We start from the raw sequence: 15,185 nt of genomic DNA, 5'->3' as shown, positions 1-15,185 counted from the left end.
CGTTTAAAGCAATCCTCTTGCCTTAATTTCTAAATACTTGTTGATTGTGTTAATTGTAAGTTTTTCAGGAGGTGTCAAAATGGTCTGGATTCCATGTTTCTGTAATTCTTTTGCCATCAAGCGCTTTTCAAAAGCAAATTTCTCTGCAATGGTTTTATGGTAAATGGATTGCAAATCTTCAGCATTTTCTTTAATAATGTTATCTAACTCCGTATTTTCAAATAATACGACAACAAGCATGTGTTTTTTTGATATGGCCTGAAGATAAGGCATTTGTCGTTTAAGTGCACTTACATGTTCAAAATTAGTATAAAGTAAGATTAAGCTGCGATGTGTTACTTTTCGTTTTAATTGGGCATATAAAAGCCCAAAATCACTGTCGTTAAACTGGGTGTCAACGTTATAAAGTGTTTCTAGTATTCGGTTTAAATAGGTGATCTTGTGAAGTGCAGGTAGAAAAGATTCAATTTTTCTAGAAAACGAAAGCATGCCTACTTTATCATGTTTCTTAAGGGCAACATTACTAAAAGCCAAAGTAGAATTTATGGCATAGTCTAATAGTTTTAATCCGTCAAATGGCATTTTCATTACCCTTCCTGTATCTATTACAGAATATATTGGTTGGGACTTTTCGTCTTGGTATTGATTGACCATTAACTCACCATGCTTGGCTGTAGCTTTCCAATTAACTGTTCTAAAGTCATCACCGAGCACATATTCTTTAATTTGCTCAAATTCTGAAGTATGACCAATACGCCTAATTTTTTTAAGTCCTATTTGGGTAAGTGAATTACTAATAGCCAAGAAATCATATTTCTGCATTTGTATTATTGATGGGTAAACCATTACCATCTGTTCGTTCTGAAACCTATACCTACGCTTAATTATTTTTAGTATTGAAGAGGCAAAAATGTTGAGATACCCAAAATAGTATTCGCCTCTATCGATTGGCCTTACTGCATATTCGAAATTATGCGTTTCACTAAGGTTGAGACTTATCTTATATGAAAAGTCACGTTTTTGAAACTGCATCGGTAATTCGTCTATTACATCTATAAATGTTTTGAAATTGTATGAGCTGTTTATTGTAATAGGTACTGGATTATTGTCGCTATTTGAGAATTTTTCTGGTAATAATCGTCTAGCATCAATTCCATTTTTTGGACCATATAAAAACATTAAGTCGATAAAAAGTAGAACTATAACAATTGTAATTAATATCCATGCAAGTGAGTACAAAACAGGAAACCAATAAGACATTAGAAAACACACTGATACAACTGCTAGATAAATATAGAGTTGCTTGTGTATATATAATGACTTAATAAATTTCATACTGGCTTTATCTTGGTACTTCAACAGATTGAACAATCATTTCAATGACATTTTCAGTTGTCATGCCTTCCATTTCTCGCTCAGGAGTTAGAATGACTCTATGGTTAAGTACAGGTATTAATGCGCGTTTAACATCTTCGGGTATAACAAAATCCCTCCCGTTTATTGCGGCAAATGCCTTTGATGTATTCAATATTGCTATAGAAGCTCTAGGAGAACCTCCTAAATAAAGGTGTGGATGATTACGAGTCTTAGAAACGATCTCTGCAATGTATTTTATGATCTTTTCTTCAACAACAATTGCTTGGGTTTTGTTCTTATAATCCTCTAGTGATTTAGTGTCTAATATTGCATTTATTCTAGACTGAGGTGCTTCACCTTTACGCTCGTGATGTGATGCAATGATTTTTATTTCATCCTCTAATGAAGGATAATCAACTTTTATTTTAAAAATGAAACGGTCTAATTGTGCTTCTGGCAGGGCATAGGTACCTTCTTGCTCAATTGGGTTTTGTGTTGCCAATACCATAAATGGGTTTTCAAACTTATAAGTTATTCCGTCAATACTTGCCTGCCTTTCTTCCATGGTTTCAAAAAGGGCAGCTTGAGTTTTGGCTGGAGCTCTGTTAATCTCATCGATCAATACAATATTCGAGAAAATTGGTCCTTTCTTAAACTCGAAATCTGATATTTTCATGTTTAAAACCGAAGTTCCCAGAACATCACTAGGCATTAAATCTGGTGTGAACTGAATACGGCTAAAATCTGTTTTTAAGACTTTGGCAAATAACTTTGCTGTAACCGTTTTTGCAATACCTGGTACACCCTCGATTAAGACATGGCCATCTGCGAGAAGTGCAACAATAAGTAGTTCAACAAAATTATCCTGACCAATTATGACCTTTCTTAGTTCGGATTTTATTTGCTCTACTGACTCTTTTAAGTCGTCTAAGGGAATTCTATTATTAAAATTTAAGTCGTCTTTTAGTTCTTCGTTTTCCATTGGTTATTGGATTTAAAATTTTCTATTAAGGTATTTAACCTTTCTAATTCAATATTGTTAATCTGTGATTTGTGATTTAAGCTATCTATAAAACTGAAAAGCTTTTGGCTATCTTCAATAGTGTTATTGCTTCTTGCAGCTAAGTTTTTAATAAATGTATCATTGATTTCTGAGGTGTTGAGATATATTGTGTTTCTTATATGCTCTAAAAAGTGCTGAACTTTATGATGAGCAATATCTTTATGCTTTCCATTTTCATAGTACATATTAGCAATGGTCCTAGTGAATTCAAGCGTTTGGTTTTTAAGTTGTTTTACAACAGGTATTGCACGTTGTTTACGTTTTCCCTCAAAAATTATATAGATAAAAACACCAATCAATACTATATAATAAGCCCATTTTAATGATTTAGTATTTAATAATAAATACATTGGTGATGTATAATATTTCTTTCCGCTTTTATAGTATTTATCAAGGTATATAGGTTTTGTTGTATCTAAATATGAAAGCAGGCCAGCTGTGTATTTTTCATTCGGGGAATTGAGTATAAAGTAATTTGTAAAGGCCTGCGGAAACGTACTAAGTATTATTTCGCCATTACCAAAAGGTTGTTTAATAATATTAACTAGAGAATCTACTACTGTTTTATTTTCACCTCTGTAATTATCTATAAAACTTAAAACACTTGTATTTAAAGTGTCTATTTCATTAAAATAAAAGAAGGTGTTGGGCCTGTCAAATTTATAGGAGCGTGTATGATCTAATCTTGGGTTAACAAATTGAACCTGATATTCATTGTTAAAATTACCAACGGTATTTACAGACTTTGTTTCAAGGTTAAGCGTATCTAACAATGTTTCTTCAAAATCTACAGCAGAGATCATTAATGTATTGCCAACGTTTACCCAATCGAGCAGTGCATTTAGTTCTTCATCACCAAAGTTTATACCTCCATTGTAAAAAAGATAAGTACCAGAGATGTCATTGTCTAATAAAAACTCAAAAGGTGGTCTATCTACCAAATTAACACTATCAGCAATACGCTCTATTTGTTCGTTAAAGACGTAAGATCCAAAAGGAATTTTGTGGTGTGTAGCATAGGAGGGGAACCAATTCAATTCCTTGGGCTTGTTCATTTCTAGTATAACTATAGATATAATAGTTAATAGAACCAGGGTTATATATATTTTGCCTTTTTTACTCAAGGATTTGTAATTCTATTATTTAAATTTACAAACGGTTGTTTCAAAGCTTCAAATCTTAAAGCATCTACGCCAAACTCACCATACCATACATAATCGTAAATCCTAGTGATGTTCTTAAAACTATCTTTTAAGGAAGAAGTGCTAATTTCTTTTATATAATCTTCATTGGTCTTCTGTGGCTCCCAGTTTATGCTATTATTGTCAGTTAAATGTTTTAATGACAGCAAATAATAGTACCTTATGGCTAGCCTATAATTTTTTTGTTTTATAGCTTCTTTTATTAGAGCAGGAATATCTTCATTTTTTATTATCTGTTCTTCTTCAGTAATAGATACATTACCTTGCTCTTTGGTATTCATAACCAACCGGTTTGAATTCACTTTAAGGAAAAATCTAATCAATAGAAAAAACAGAAATCCAAGTAATAGATAAGGTAAAATTCTAAAAATAAAATATAAAAATCCTGACGCCGTACCAACACCGAAAATAGCTTCCCAGAATTTTCTGAGAATGTTTTGCAACCACCTATAAGCTCTGTCTAAAAAAGTTTCCTCGGCTTCAAATTCCGCATAATTGAAATCTTTATCAGCTTTGTAAGTTTCAAGATACTTTTCGATAATTTCTTTTTTATCGATTTCGGTGTCATCATAAATAACTGGATTCGCATTTTGCTGAGCAACCAAAAATTGCCCCAAGAATAGAAAAAAAAGTAAAAACCTTAATAGTTGCATTACTCTTCTATTTTACCAATTTCTCCTATGCGTTCATAGGTGCCTGTGAAATTAGTTTTTTCATGAAGGTGAAAGTAAATTACAGCTCCACCAACTACCAAAATTATGTTGAGAAATATTTGAATAAATGCTTGAATTACGCTTAGTGCTATCAAAAATGGGTCTCTTGAAAAACTCTCTATATTCGCAGGATCGACTTCACCAGTAAATATTCCGGTGCTGATCATAGCGTATATAGAACTTGGTAAAGCAAATACAACTATTATTATATAATAAATAATAAACAATACAATGTATGAGCCCCAAGCAGTCCAGAAATCCACATTAACAAGATTGAAACTTTTGATGTAGGCATCTATAACCGAATTTCTAGATTCGAAAACAAATAGACTAAAAACAATAGCCATTGGCACCATAGCATATAGTACAGGTAATACGCAGAGCATTATTGCAAACGTTAATGTGATTCCCTTAAGTATACCTAACCCAAAAAACGACCCTAGAAACCTATAGGTATTTCTTTTAATTTCGTTGTAATTTGTTACTCCTTTGTTCTCATTGTAAGATTTAATATAAAATAACACTGTACCTCCTAATAAGATATAAGTAGCAATTGCAGAAATGAAATAGACAAAGAATGCCAATAATGATAGTACCAGGCTTCCAGAATTTAATGAGGTACCCCTAAATACACCAATATCAAAAATGTCACCAGCTACATAATTATATACTGCTAATGATAGCAGATATACTAATATGGCAGGACCAGCAATATTTATTATCATTTTCATTAAAGGTTTAAATTCATTTCGAATAAAACCGAAAGTATCTGTTAGAATACCACTAAAATCACTTTGTTTTCTAAATTCTATATAAGGTTTGATCATATTGGGTTGGTTTGAGGTATTGGGTAAACTTCTTGAGTTTTTGAAATGTCTTTATTAATTTTTATTTTTTTATTCAATTTAATGGGATAATACACATAGTAAAACAATATAAGTGTAAGTGAGCTTCCAATTATTAAAATGGCAAGCCAATCTGGCATTTCTGTATGTCGCGTTACGAATCCTTCTAAAAAACCGGCGATAATAAAAAAAGGAATCGTGCTCATTAATATTTTTAATCCTTTTATCACACCTCGTTTAAAAGATTCCAGTCGAGGCAATGTGCCAGTAAATATCATTCCGTTACCCATTACAAGGCCAGCACAGCCAGCTATAATAATTACCGATATTTCTATAGTGCCGTGTATCCAAATTGTTCGTGCTGATTCCCATAGGAGTCCTTGTTCATAGAAGAAATACTGAAAACTCCCAAGCATAATACCATTTTGCATCATAATATACAATGTACCTACTCCAAACATAATTCCATAACCAAATGCGAAAAGGGCAACTTTAATATTGTTTAGTGTTATCCCTAAAAACATATTGAATTCACCTTGCTCTTTGTAAACGGCCATAGGTTCTCCTTTCTCAATATTATCCAAGGTCATATTGACATAAGCATCGCCGAGAAACGACCTAACAAAATCACCTTCATTTGCGGCAGAAAATGCACCAGCCAATACAAAAAAACCAAAGGTTAAAAAAGCAATTAAAAGCTCTCTATGATGATTGAAAAACATTAATGGGAATTCAGTTTTAAAAAAAGAAATCAATTTATTTTTAGGCTCTTTCTTAGTCTTGTAAATTTTCTGATGGGCTAAGGCTGCTAATTGGTTTAAATACCGTTCTGTGTTGCTGTTATTATAGACGGTTTTTGCGTAACTTAAATGATCTGTAACTTCAATATAAAGGTCTGAAAGTAAATCGGGATCTATTGAGGTTTTATTTTTTAGAATGCTTTCAAATTCTAACCATTTATCTTTATTTTGCTTCACAAAAGTCGCTTCGCGCATACACTAAAACCTTTAGCTTTCAAAGAAAAGAAAATATGGATGAATTTCAAATAGAAACTGCCCAAAATGTAGGTATTAACCAAAACGTAGCAAACATTGGTGATCGCATGCTGGGATACCTTATTGATAGTGCAGTAATCCTATTTTATGTCATTGCTTCCATATTACTTTTGGTGGCATTAGATTTGGATATGGGTGATACTTGGGCCATTTATCTTTTAGTAAATTTACCAGCCTTTTTATATTACGTTTTGTTAGAAACCTTTTGGGATGGTAAAACAATTGGCAAAAGTGCCATGAGCACAAGGGTTGTTAAGCTCGATGGTTCTAAGGCTAGTTTTGCAAATTATTTTGTTCGTTGGATTTTAAGGATTATTGATGTGGTTTTAACCTCAGGCGGTGTTGCAGTATTAACAATTCTGATAAAAGGCAACGGCCAGCGTATTGGAGATATTGCGGCTGGAACAACAGTAATCAGTGAAAAAAAGAAAGTAACAATTAATGATACTATATTTAAAGATATACCTGTTGGATATGTACCAACATATAGTCAGGTAACAGTACTTAATGACGCTGATATCCAAAAAGTTAAAACCCTTTATGATGATGCCGTGTTAAAGGGAAATCATAATATCATTCTTACTCTATACCATAGGTTAATTAAAGTAATGGCAGTTGAGCCAAAAGAAAAACCCGTAGATTTTATAGCTAAAGTGATAAAGGATTATAATTACTATACACAGAACATGTAATGTTTTTTCAAGTTGTAGATATTTTAGAAACCATTACTTTCGCTATTTCTTGAGTTTTAGTAGCCATGAACAAAAGCATGGATGCATTTGGCGTAATTATTATTGCTTTTGTTGAAGAAGCAGGAGGTGGTGCGCTTAAGTACATAATTATAGTGTATTGACCTTTGGCTTTAAATTGAAGAATTATCTTTATTAATAGACAACTTTTGTTTTTAAATACTTCCATAACATAGATATTCCGACCAATAGATTGAGCCCTATAAATAATGAACTTACGATTAAAAGGTTATTATAATTTTCATTTGGTTCGGTGAATTCGGATAGCTCTGAAAGCAGTGCAAAAATCATGTACAGGTTTAGCAAAATAAAAATTGAAGCTATAATTATTCCTGTTGCGAATTTTCTAAAAATCAATTGATAGAGCAGTATAATTAAAAGAACTATTGCAAAAGGATTAAAGAAATTAGCCGTTAATACCCAATAGTAAAAGGTAGCAAGTACAAGGTATATTTCTGGAGCTAATGCAATGAGTTGTTTTGCTTTCATACAGAATCTTATTACTCAATAATTAATGGATAATAATTTTAATTATTTTCCCTTTTATCTTCTAAGGATTGGTTGTACTTTTTATTTAGTTGATTTAAGCCTTCAACATTTCGTTGCAATACTTTTTTATGCATTAACGCATTTAACAAATCATTTACTGTTGGTTACTAAATTTGTTGTTGAATTAAAGATAATTCCTTTCAATTAAAAAACGCCCAATCTAACACCTTAGAATTGAGCGTTTTTAAGTCTTTTTTTATTTAGAATTATCCTTGAGGAACTGGAAATCCTCTATCGCGCATTAAAGCTTCAATTTTTGCATCTCGTCCTCTAAATTTTCTGTAGGCATCAGCGGGGTCCATAGCATTGCGAGGAGCAAATAAATATTTCACTAATTTATCTGCAACATCTTTGTCATAGAATCCACCAGGTGCTTCCTTAAAAGCTTCAGACGCATCACTTGTAAGGACGTCTGCCCACATATATCCATAGTAAGCAGTGGCATATCCTTCACCTGAGAACACATGTCCAAAATGTGGTGTTCTATGTCGCATTGGTAATTCTTTAGGCATACCAAGTTCGTCCAGTGTTTCACGTTCAAATTTATCTATATCTATATCTGAAGGATCTGCTAAATGTAGTTTCATGTCCATAAGAGCAGAGGCTAAATACTCAGTAGTGCCGAATCCTTGATTGAATGTTGATGCATTCTTTATTTTTTCAACCAAAGATGCAGGTATTGGTTCTCCTGTTTCATAATGAACCAAAAATTGGTTGATTACTTTATCAGTAGATAACCAACGTTCGAGTAATTGAGATTGAAATTCTGTATAATCACGCACTCCACCATTAAGTGTTGGGTATTTTACGTTAGATGAGAAGAAATGCAATGCATGTCCAAACTCATGGAAAAATGTAGTTGCATCATCCCAAGAGATCAGTACAGCTTCACCTGGAGCCGGTTTCACAAAGTTATTATTGTTAGATGCTAAAACTGTTTTTTCGCCTTCAAAAGACGTGTAGCTTCTGTAGGTTGTTGCCCAAGCTCCCGAGCGTTTGCCTTGTCTAGCAAAGGTGTCTAAATACCATAGCCCTATATGTTTTCCTGATGTTCTATCTTTAACTTCCCAAACCTTAACATCCTCTTGGAAAACAGGTACTTTACCTTCTTCAATTGGTGTGAATTCAAAATTAAAAAGTTCTCCAGCGACAAAAAACATAGCTTCTCTCAATTTGTCTAATTGAAGGTATTGCTTAACTTCGTCACTATCTAAATCGTATTTCTTTTTGCGTACCTTCTCTGCATAATAACGGTAATCCCAAGGCTCAATAGTAACATTATCTCCAAGTTCATTAGCAATTACTTGCATATCCGCAACTTCTTCTTTGACGCGTGCTGTTGCAGCAGGCCATACGGCTTCCATTAATGCCATAGCATTCTCTGGGTTTTTCGCCATACGATCTTGTAAACGCCATTGGGCATAATTATCGTATCCTAATAGACCAACACGTTCTTTACGTAATTTTAAAATTTCAGCAATGATTTTATTGTTATCATATTCATCGCCATTGTCACCACGTGAATAATAGTTAGTCCAAACTTGTTTACGCAAATCTCTGTTAGTAGAGTAGGTGAGGAAAGGATCCATTGATGAACGCGTATTTGTTATAGCGTACATACCGTCTTTACCTTTATCGCTTGCAATTTTTCTCGCAGATTTAATAAAGGCATCGGATAACCCATCGAGTTGGTCTTCATTTAAATATGTAACATAATTTTCTTCATCATGGAGTACGTTGTTAGCAAATTTGGTATACAATAAAGATAGTTCCTTGTTAATTTCAGCATATCGTTTTTTCTTTTCCGCGTCTAAATTAGCACCATTCATTTCAAACTGTTTGTAGGTTAGTTCTACAACTCGTTGTGCTTGAGGTTCTAATGGTGTTTCTTGTGACGCATCATATATTGCTTTAATCCGCTGGAAAAGTTTTTCGTTCTGAGAAATTTTAGATCTAAATTCGGATAGCTTTGGAGCTAATTCTGCTTGAATCTCTCTAAACTCAGGAGAAGAAACATTACTAGACATAATGCCATAGTATGCAAAAACCCTGTCTAAAACTTTACCAGAACTCTCCATAGCTTCAATAGTGTTTTTAAAGGTTGGTTCTTCGGAGTTATTGGCAATAGCTTCGATCTCTTCTAAACTGAGCTCCATTCCTTTTTCAACAGCTTCTTTAATATCAGTTACCTTCATTTTGTCAAAAGTTGGCGTGCCCTCATATGGTCCTTTCCACTCTTGAAGTAATAAATTATCAGTCATTAATTCTTCGTTCGATTTGTTGTCATTTTTACAACTTGCAAATAGCAAAATACTGCTGAGTACTGCCATTTTAATTGATTTACGCATCATAGTTGTTAGTTTTGTTGTTAGTGTAAGCAAGGTATTAAAATAGGGCATAAGAATTCTCAATTAATCTATAATTTCTACCTTTCTGATGTATACATTTTGTAAAGGCCATTCACCTTCGTCCGTTTCTACTTTGTTTATTTCGTCTACTACATCCAGTCCCTTAATTACTTCTCCAAATACTGTATAGCCTTTATCTAAATAATCTGCTCCGCTAGGTCTCTGAACAATAAAAAACTGATATGGTGAGGCTAATTTATAAGCATTTTCAATTTCACTACTTGGCATTGAAACTGCTCCACGTTTGTGAGTGTATCCTCTTTTTGTATCTGGTGGTAATAGATATTTACCAATTTTTCTTCGTCTTTTGGCAATATTGTAATCGTCACTGTTACCTCCTTGAATTATGAAGTTTTCTACTACACGGTAAAATTGCGTACCGTTAAAATATTTAAGCTTTGTGAGGTATATAAAATTGGCTCTATGAAATTTTGTCTTTTCGTATAACTTAATATCAATTTCGCCATAATCTGTCGTTATTCTTATTTTATCTTCTTTATGTTCTTTTTCATACTCTAAGAAAAATTCCATGGCATTAGCATCTGTAAGTATAGGGAAATCCTCCTTGACTTCATTTTTAGAATTTTCTTTAGTTGATATTTTAACTGAAGTAGAATCTTTTACAAGGGTTGTATTATTTTGTTTTGAAGTTTGTTTATCTTCACAATTCAATATTAAGAGTGTAAAACTTACTATTAAAAGAAATCTCATAAATGGTATTTAATTCGTTTTTGGATGCTGTAGTAAAAATAAAACATCTCGAGCTTTTTGGCGAATTATCTCATGCTAAAATGTCTCCTCCATATCGTCTTGAGTTGGCTAAGAAAATGCAAGCTAAAGCTAAGTCAGCAAAGAAGGCTGGAGTTTTGGCTTTGTTTTATCCCAATGCTGATTTTAATACCAATTTTGTATTAATTCTCCGTAAGACGTATAAAGGTGTACATTCTGCTCAGGTTGGTTTTCCTGGAGGAAAATATGAAGAAGGTGATAATGACTTAATGACAACAGCTATGCGCGAAACTGAGGAAGAAGTTGGTGTCCCAACATCTATTCTTAACATTATTAAACCAATGTCTCCATTATATATACCACCTAGCAATTTTATAGTACACCCATTTTTGGCAGTTTCTGAATGTAAACCTTTATTTAGAAAACAGGAAGATGAGGTTGAAGACATCATAGAAGTCTCCTTGTTAGATTTTTTAAATGATAGAAATGTTTTAATGACCAGAGTGCCAACTTCTTATAATGTTGAGGTAGATGTTCCTGCATTTAAACTTAATGATCATATTGTATGGGGAGCAACAGCAATGATGCTAAGTGAACTAAAAGACTTATTAAAACAAGTTTTATAGCTAGTCTTATTTGTTACATTTGTAATTCAGTTTAATTGAAAAATCAACATGGGTTTATTTAAAACCAATCCTTTTGGACATATTCTTTGGGTGAAAAAGTGGCTAATTCGGATTTTAGGATTATTGACGCATAGACGTTTTAGAGGCTTTAATGATTTGCAAATTGAGGGGTCTGAAATATTAAAGAATTTACCAGATAAAAATGTATTGTTTATTTCTAATCATCAGACCTATTTTGCTGATGTAATTGCCATGTTCCATGTATTCAATGCAAGCCTTAGCGGAAGATTAGATAGTATAAAAAATGTGGGATATTTATGGAATCCTAAGTTGAATATCTATTACGTTGCTGCTAAAGAGACCATGAAATCTGGTTTAATCCCTAAAATTTTTTCTTATACTGGGTCTATTAGTATTGAACGAACTTGGCGTTCTAAAGGCCAGAATGTAAATCGCCAGGTAAAAATGAGTGATATTACTAATATTAAGAAAGCTTTGGATGATGGTTGGGTCATTACTTTTCCTCAAGGAACAACGACACCGTTTAAACCTATAAGAAAAGGTACGGCGCATATTATTAAGCAATACCAACCAATCGTTGTACCTATTGTTATTGATGGTTTTAGACGTTCATTCGATAAGAAAGGACTTAGAATTAAAAAGAAAAACATATATCAATCTTTTGAGGTTAAACAACCCTTAGAAATAGATTACGAGAATGAAACAATTTCAGACATTGTTGAAAAAATAGAATATGCAATAGAACAACATCCTTCATTCTTAAAAGTAATACCACAGGAAGAGCTTGAGGAAAAAGAACGCCTAAATAAGGAACTTAGAGATTGGTAATTTTAAACCTCTAGTTTCTTCAATTCATCATAATTTCTATTAAGACGCTTCAATAATATTCCGTAAATCAATCTATAGATCAACCAGAAAATCAATATAATTACTCCTGTGACCAATGTGGTAATTAAATAAAGTACTAGCATTTGTCCAGAATCCATAGATGCAACCCGCTCATGAAACTCAGGATTTTGATTAAACTCAAAATACAATGACAAAGGGATTGAAATAAAGATCATTACTAAATTGAAGATAACATAGTACTTAATCACTTTTCGGGTTCTTAAAATACTTTCCATCAATTTTTTTGCATTGTCCGTTATTGAAATGGATTTATAAGAATTGTATAGTAAGTATATAAATAGAATTATTACACCAAAGCTTAAGAATGAAAGGCCCACAAATAATGGGTTTTCATAGCTCGCTTCAAGTTTTTCTTCATAAGAATCTGATAAAAAGTAAGGCAAGGTATTTACAAGTATCCAAAAAGCAAATTCCGCTATACTTATATAAAACAATGTTTTTATTATAGAGGACGATTTTTTGTGAAGCATCGAATAAATTTCCGAATCTGCAAAAGTGTTAAATTCAAGTTGCTCCTTCTTCCAGTCCTTTTTTAATAATTCTAACTCATCCATATTTTACGGATTTAAGATTGTTCTCAATTTCTTTTTTACACGGTTCATTTTAACTCGTGCATTAACTTCAGTAATACCCAAGGTTTCACTTATTTCCCTGTAATCTTTGTCTTCTAAATACAAGAATACCAAGGCTTTTTCAATGTCATTTAATTGATGAATCGCTGTATACAAAAGCTTTAATTGCTCTTCTTCCGTATCATCATATTCTTCAGCTTTGATTTTAAACTGAATATTATCAAACTGTTGTGTGTTTATTCTTCGCTTAGACTTTCGATATAATGTAATAGCAGTATTTAAACCAACACGATACATCCAAGTACTAAATTTTGAATCTCCCCTAAACTTAGGGTAAGCACGCCACAATTGAATTGTAATTTCTTGAAACAAATCGTTGTGAGCATCTACATTATTGGTATACAAACGGCATACCTTATGCACAATGTTTTGGTGCTTTTGCAACTGTTCAACAAAACTATGTTCGAGCTCTTTGTTCAATTGATGATTTTGGTTAGTTACACCATTAGTAGTTATACCTTGGTGTTTGTTACATTTATTTTTAAAATTCCTAGTACAATTAAATATTGTGCAATAGCATAAGTGAGCATCACAATAATATTAGCAAATGGTAATTCTTTATGGAACTTATTGATGGCCAACGAACTATCTGAAAAAATAAATACAATTGCACCTATGAGCACTAGTAAATAACTCAAATTTGAAACCATTGATTTTCTAAGAAATGCAGTAGCTGCCATACTAAGAATAATCACTATATAAAATATAACAGGTATAAACATTTCACCTAAACCATCTTTGAGGAAAAAGAATAAACCACTTGCATAAATGATAAGTAGTAGTAAAAAACCTATTGGTGATCTTTTATTATTTCTGTGCTTAAGAAAAACGATAATATACATTATATGTGCCAACAAAAATGCAATTAAACCTAATGTAAAAAAGTGAGTACTTTGATTAACAAACATCAATAAAATATCACCTAATAAAGAAAACCCTAGTGCTAACAAGGTTGTTTTTCTTATGCCACTTGATAGCTTGTGCGAACTATTAATGAACAAGACCATTAGGCTAATTACAATAGCTGGTTTCGCTAAATAGTGTGCCAATGCTAATTCTGGCACTGAACCAGTAATTAATTCAAATAAAACTATAATAAAGAATAGTATAGTAAACTGCCTTTCTGTACTTGTTAGCATGGGTTTTATTTAGATTCTTGTGCCAAAGATATTCAATTCATCCTCCTTTTATAACAGTTCGGTTAATATGAATTAAGAAACACATAAAAATGCCTCAATTTTGTATCACAATCAAAAACGAACAGTATAAATCAATCAATCAATGAAAACGCTAATCACTTTAATAACTTTCCTTTTCGGAAGTATTATTTATGAGCAAACTACCAGATAGAATGGCACTTAAACCAGCTACAGATCAATTCTTCTTTGTAGGGTTCTTTTTGACTATTAGTGAAGATGGTACAGATAATCAATTAGACAATCTTTAAATTGTTAATATGAGTCTTCAGTTTCAAATATGACTTTTGTCATAATTCTTACGCCATATGATGATTAACTTTATGGTATTAAATTAAACGTCATGGAACTCAAAAAGAACCCAAAAGCCAATGTAGGTCGAAACAGCAGTTTATATTTTGCTGTTGGCTTAAACGTAATGTTAGTTCTTACTTATTTAGGACTAGAACATAAGACTTACGATAAATCTAGTACAAAGATTGATATCTTAATGTTAACAGAACAGTTAGAAGAAGAAATTCCAATTACCACTATCAATATTCCACCTCCACCACCTCCACCAAAAACAGTAGTTTCAGAATCTATTACTGTGGTAGAGGACGTTGAAGATATTGAGGAAACTGTGGTGGAAAGTACAGAAATTGGACTGGATGACATTATTGAGGATGTTGTTGCAGTAGAAGAGGTTGAGGTAGAAGAAATTGAAGAAGATATAGAAGTACCTTTCGCAGTTATTGAGAAAGTTCCTGTATTCCCGGGGTGTAAAGGAAGTAATGCAGAATTAAAGGCGTGTTTCCAGAAAAAAATGCAAGAACACCTACATAAAAACTTTAGATATCCTGTAGTAGCTTCAGAACTAAATATTCAAGGTAAAGTATTTGTATTCTTCCTAATTGATAAAAATGGTAAGGTTACTAAAATAAGAAGTAGAGGTCCGGATAAGTTATTAGAAACTGAAGCAGAAAGAATTATAGGACTACTACCTAATATGCAACCAGGAAAACAGCGTAATAAACAAGTTGGCGTGCCATACAGTATACCAATTAACTTTAAATTACAACAACAATAAACTAAATTATAACACACTTGGTTTAGAATAATTTGATTGATGATGAAATCCCTTGAAAAAGGA

At 32.5% G+C, this 15,185-nt stretch carries 16 protein-coding genes; 4 read left to right on the top strand and 12 right to left on the bottom strand.

Translation table 11 applies throughout. The features are described from left to right. Positions 1 to 3: 3 nt before the first annotated feature. The 6 genes from DUZ96_RS04875 to DUZ96_RS04850 form a co-directional block, all read right to left on the bottom strand. Complete coding sequence (locus DUZ96_RS04875) at positions 4 to 1,335, bottom strand: DUF58 domain-containing protein (protein WP_114300973.1); 1,332 nt, start codon at positions 1,333 to 1,335, stop codon at positions 4 to 6. Between the two features lie 7 nt (positions 1,336 to 1,342). Further along, positions 1,343 to 2,338 carry a MoxR family ATPase gene (locus DUZ96_RS04870; RefSeq protein WP_114300837.1) on the bottom strand — a complete coding sequence of 332 codons (996 nt, stop codon included), beginning with the start codon at positions 2,336 to 2,338 and terminating at the stop codon, positions 1,343 to 1,345. Further along, positions 2,320 to 3,474: a DUF4350 domain-containing protein gene (locus tag DUZ96_RS04865; RefSeq protein WP_258774321.1), complete on the bottom strand. Its 1,155-nt coding sequence runs from the start codon at positions 3,472 to 3,474 to the stop codon at positions 2,320 to 2,322. Before DUZ96_RS04865 ends, DUZ96_RS04870 begins: the two co-directional genes overlap by 19 nt. Positions 3,475 to 3,539: 65 nt before the next feature. Continuing rightward, positions 3,540 to 4,274, bottom strand: coding sequence for a DUF4129 domain-containing protein (locus DUZ96_RS04860; protein ID WP_114300835.1), 735 nt, complete (start codon positions 4,272 to 4,274; stop codon positions 3,540 to 3,542). After that, entirely contained in the window at positions 4,274 to 5,161 is an 888-nt protein-coding gene (locus DUZ96_RS04855) for a hypothetical protein (protein WP_114300834.1), read from the bottom strand. The genes DUZ96_RS04860 and DUZ96_RS04855 overlap by 1 nt, the downstream gene beginning before the upstream one ends. Then, positions 5,158 to 6,174, bottom strand: a complete 1,017-nt coding sequence (locus DUZ96_RS04850) for a stage II sporulation protein M (RefSeq protein WP_114300833.1) — start codon at positions 6,172 to 6,174, stop codon at positions 5,158 to 5,160. The genes DUZ96_RS04855 and DUZ96_RS04850 overlap by 4 nt, the downstream gene beginning before the upstream one ends. 35 nt (positions 6,175 to 6,209) lie before the next feature. On the opposite strand from DUZ96_RS04850, the gene DUZ96_RS04845 reads away from it, so the two are divergent. Then, positions 6,210 to 6,926, top strand: a complete 717-nt coding sequence (locus DUZ96_RS04845) for an RDD family protein (protein ID WP_114300832.1) — start codon at positions 6,210 to 6,212, stop codon at positions 6,924 to 6,926. A gap of 192 nt (positions 6,927 to 7,118) precedes the next feature. On the opposite strand, the gene DUZ96_RS04835 is transcribed toward DUZ96_RS04845, so the two are convergent. From DUZ96_RS04835 to DUZ96_RS04820, 3 genes are all read right to left on the bottom strand, one after another. Further along, positions 7,119 to 7,472 carry a hypothetical protein gene (locus DUZ96_RS04835; protein WP_114300830.1) on the bottom strand — a complete coding sequence of 118 codons (354 nt, stop codon included), beginning with the start codon at positions 7,470 to 7,472 and terminating at the stop codon, positions 7,119 to 7,121. A gap of 266 nt (positions 7,473 to 7,738) precedes the next feature. Beyond that, positions 7,739 to 9,883 carry a M3 family metallopeptidase gene (locus DUZ96_RS04825; RefSeq protein WP_114300828.1) on the bottom strand — a complete coding sequence of 715 codons (2,145 nt, stop codon included), beginning with the start codon at positions 9,881 to 9,883 and terminating at the stop codon, positions 7,739 to 7,741. Positions 9,884 to 9,943: 60 nt separating this feature from the next. Further along, positions 9,944 to 10,651 (bottom strand): peptidylprolyl isomerase, encoded by a 708-nt coding sequence (locus DUZ96_RS04820; RefSeq protein WP_114300827.1) that lies wholly within the window; start codon positions 10,649 to 10,651, stop codon positions 9,944 to 9,946. Positions 10,652 to 10,653: 2 nt separating this feature from the next. Between DUZ96_RS04820 and DUZ96_RS04815 the strand changes: the two genes are divergently transcribed. Then, positions 10,654 to 11,295 carry a CoA pyrophosphatase gene (locus DUZ96_RS04815; RefSeq protein WP_114300826.1) on the top strand — a complete coding sequence of 214 codons (642 nt, stop codon included), beginning with the start codon at positions 10,654 to 10,656 and terminating at the stop codon, positions 11,293 to 11,295. Positions 11,296 to 11,343: 48 nt separating this feature from the next. After that, a complete protein-coding gene (locus DUZ96_RS04810) occupies positions 11,344 to 12,144 on the top strand; it encodes a 1-acyl-sn-glycerol-3-phosphate acyltransferase (protein ID WP_114300825.1) in 801 nt (266 codons plus the stop codon). Positions 12,145 to 12,146: 2 nt separating this feature from the next. On the opposite strand, the gene DUZ96_RS04805 is transcribed toward DUZ96_RS04810, so the two are convergent. From DUZ96_RS04805 to DUZ96_RS04795, 3 genes are read right to left on the bottom strand one after another with little or no spacing between them, the layout of a single operon-like run. After that, on the bottom strand, positions 12,147 to 12,779 hold the full coding sequence (locus DUZ96_RS04805) for a hypothetical protein (RefSeq protein WP_114300824.1): 633 nt from the start codon (positions 12,777 to 12,779) through the stop codon (positions 12,147 to 12,149). 3 nt (positions 12,780 to 12,782) lie between these two features. Next, positions 12,783 to 13,277, bottom strand: a complete 495-nt coding sequence (locus tag DUZ96_RS04800) for an RNA polymerase sigma factor (protein ID WP_114300823.1) — start codon at positions 13,275 to 13,277, stop codon at positions 12,783 to 12,785. A gap of 32 nt (positions 13,278 to 13,309) precedes the next feature. After that, entirely contained in the window at positions 13,310 to 13,996 is a 687-nt protein-coding gene (locus DUZ96_RS04795) for a lysoplasmalogenase (RefSeq protein ID WP_114300822.1), read from the bottom strand. A gap of 400 nt (positions 13,997 to 14,396) precedes the next feature. On the opposite strand from DUZ96_RS04795, the gene DUZ96_RS04790 reads away from it, so the two are divergent. After that, positions 14,397 to 15,122 (top strand): energy transducer TonB, encoded by a 726-nt coding sequence (locus DUZ96_RS04790; RefSeq protein WP_114300821.1) that lies wholly within the window; start codon positions 14,397 to 14,399, stop codon positions 15,120 to 15,122. Positions 15,123 to 15,185: the final 63 nt, after the last annotated feature.

This window comes from Winogradskyella sp. KYW1333 (genome assembly GCF_003335675.1).
Lineage (GTDB): Bacteria > Bacteroidota > Bacteroidia > Flavobacteriales > Flavobacteriaceae > Winogradskyella.
This window is presented reverse-complemented; position numbering and strand designations above follow the sequence as displayed.

What these genes read in the sequence shown, in the direction of transcription:
- DUZ96_RS04825 (WP_114300828.1), bottom strand. Translation starts at nt 9,883, where the DNA reads ATGATGCGTAAATCAATTAAAATGGCAGTACTCAGCAGTATTTTGCTA.
- DUZ96_RS04835 (WP_114300830.1), bottom strand. Translation starts at nt 7,472, where the DNA reads ATGAAAGCAAAACAACTCATTGCATTAGCTCCAGAAATATACCTTGTA.
- DUZ96_RS04805 (WP_114300824.1), bottom strand. Translation starts at nt 12,779, where the DNA reads ATGGATGAGTTAGAATTATTAAAAAAGGACTGGAAGAAGGAGCAACTT.
- DUZ96_RS04815 (WP_114300826.1), top strand. Translation starts at nt 10,654, where the DNA reads ATGGTATTTAATTCGTTTTTGGATGCTGTAGTAAAAATAAAACATCTC.
- DUZ96_RS04855 (WP_114300834.1), bottom strand. Translation starts at nt 5,161, where the DNA reads ATGATCAAACCTTATATAGAATTTAGAAAACAAAGTGATTTTAGTGGT.
- DUZ96_RS04810 (WP_114300825.1), top strand. Translation starts at nt 11,344, where the DNA reads ATGGGTTTATTTAAAACCAATCCTTTTGGACATATTCTTTGGGTGAAA.
- DUZ96_RS04860 (WP_114300835.1), bottom strand. Translation starts at nt 4,274, where the DNA reads ATGCAACTATTAAGGTTTTTACTTTTTTTTCTATTCTTGGGGCAATTT.
- DUZ96_RS04865 (WP_258774321.1), bottom strand. Translation starts at nt 3,474, where the DNA reads ATGAACAAGCCCAAGGAATTGAATTGGTTCCCCTCCTATGCTACACAC.
- DUZ96_RS04790 (WP_114300821.1), top strand. Translation starts at nt 14,397, where the DNA reads ATGGAACTCAAAAAGAACCCAAAAGCCAATGTAGGTCGAAACAGCAGT.
- DUZ96_RS04845 (WP_114300832.1), top strand. Translation starts at nt 6,210, where the DNA reads ATGGATGAATTTCAAATAGAAACTGCCCAAAATGTAGGTATTAACCAA.
- DUZ96_RS04870 (WP_114300837.1), bottom strand. Translation starts at nt 2,338, where the DNA reads ATGGAAAACGAAGAACTAAAAGACGACTTAAATTTTAATAATAGAATT.
- DUZ96_RS04795 (WP_114300822.1), bottom strand. Translation starts at nt 13,996, where the DNA reads ATGCTAACAAGTACAGAAAGGCAGTTTACTATACTATTCTTTATTATA.
- DUZ96_RS04875 (WP_114300973.1), bottom strand. Translation starts at nt 1,335, where the DNA reads ATGAAATTTATTAAGTCATTATATATACACAAGCAACTCTATATTTAT.
- DUZ96_RS04850 (WP_114300833.1), bottom strand. Translation starts at nt 6,174, where the DNA reads ATGCGCGAAGCGACTTTTGTGAAGCAAAATAAAGATAAATGGTTAGAA.
- DUZ96_RS04820 (WP_114300827.1), bottom strand. Translation starts at nt 10,651, where the DNA reads ATGAGATTTCTTTTAATAGTAAGTTTTACACTCTTAATATTGAATTGT.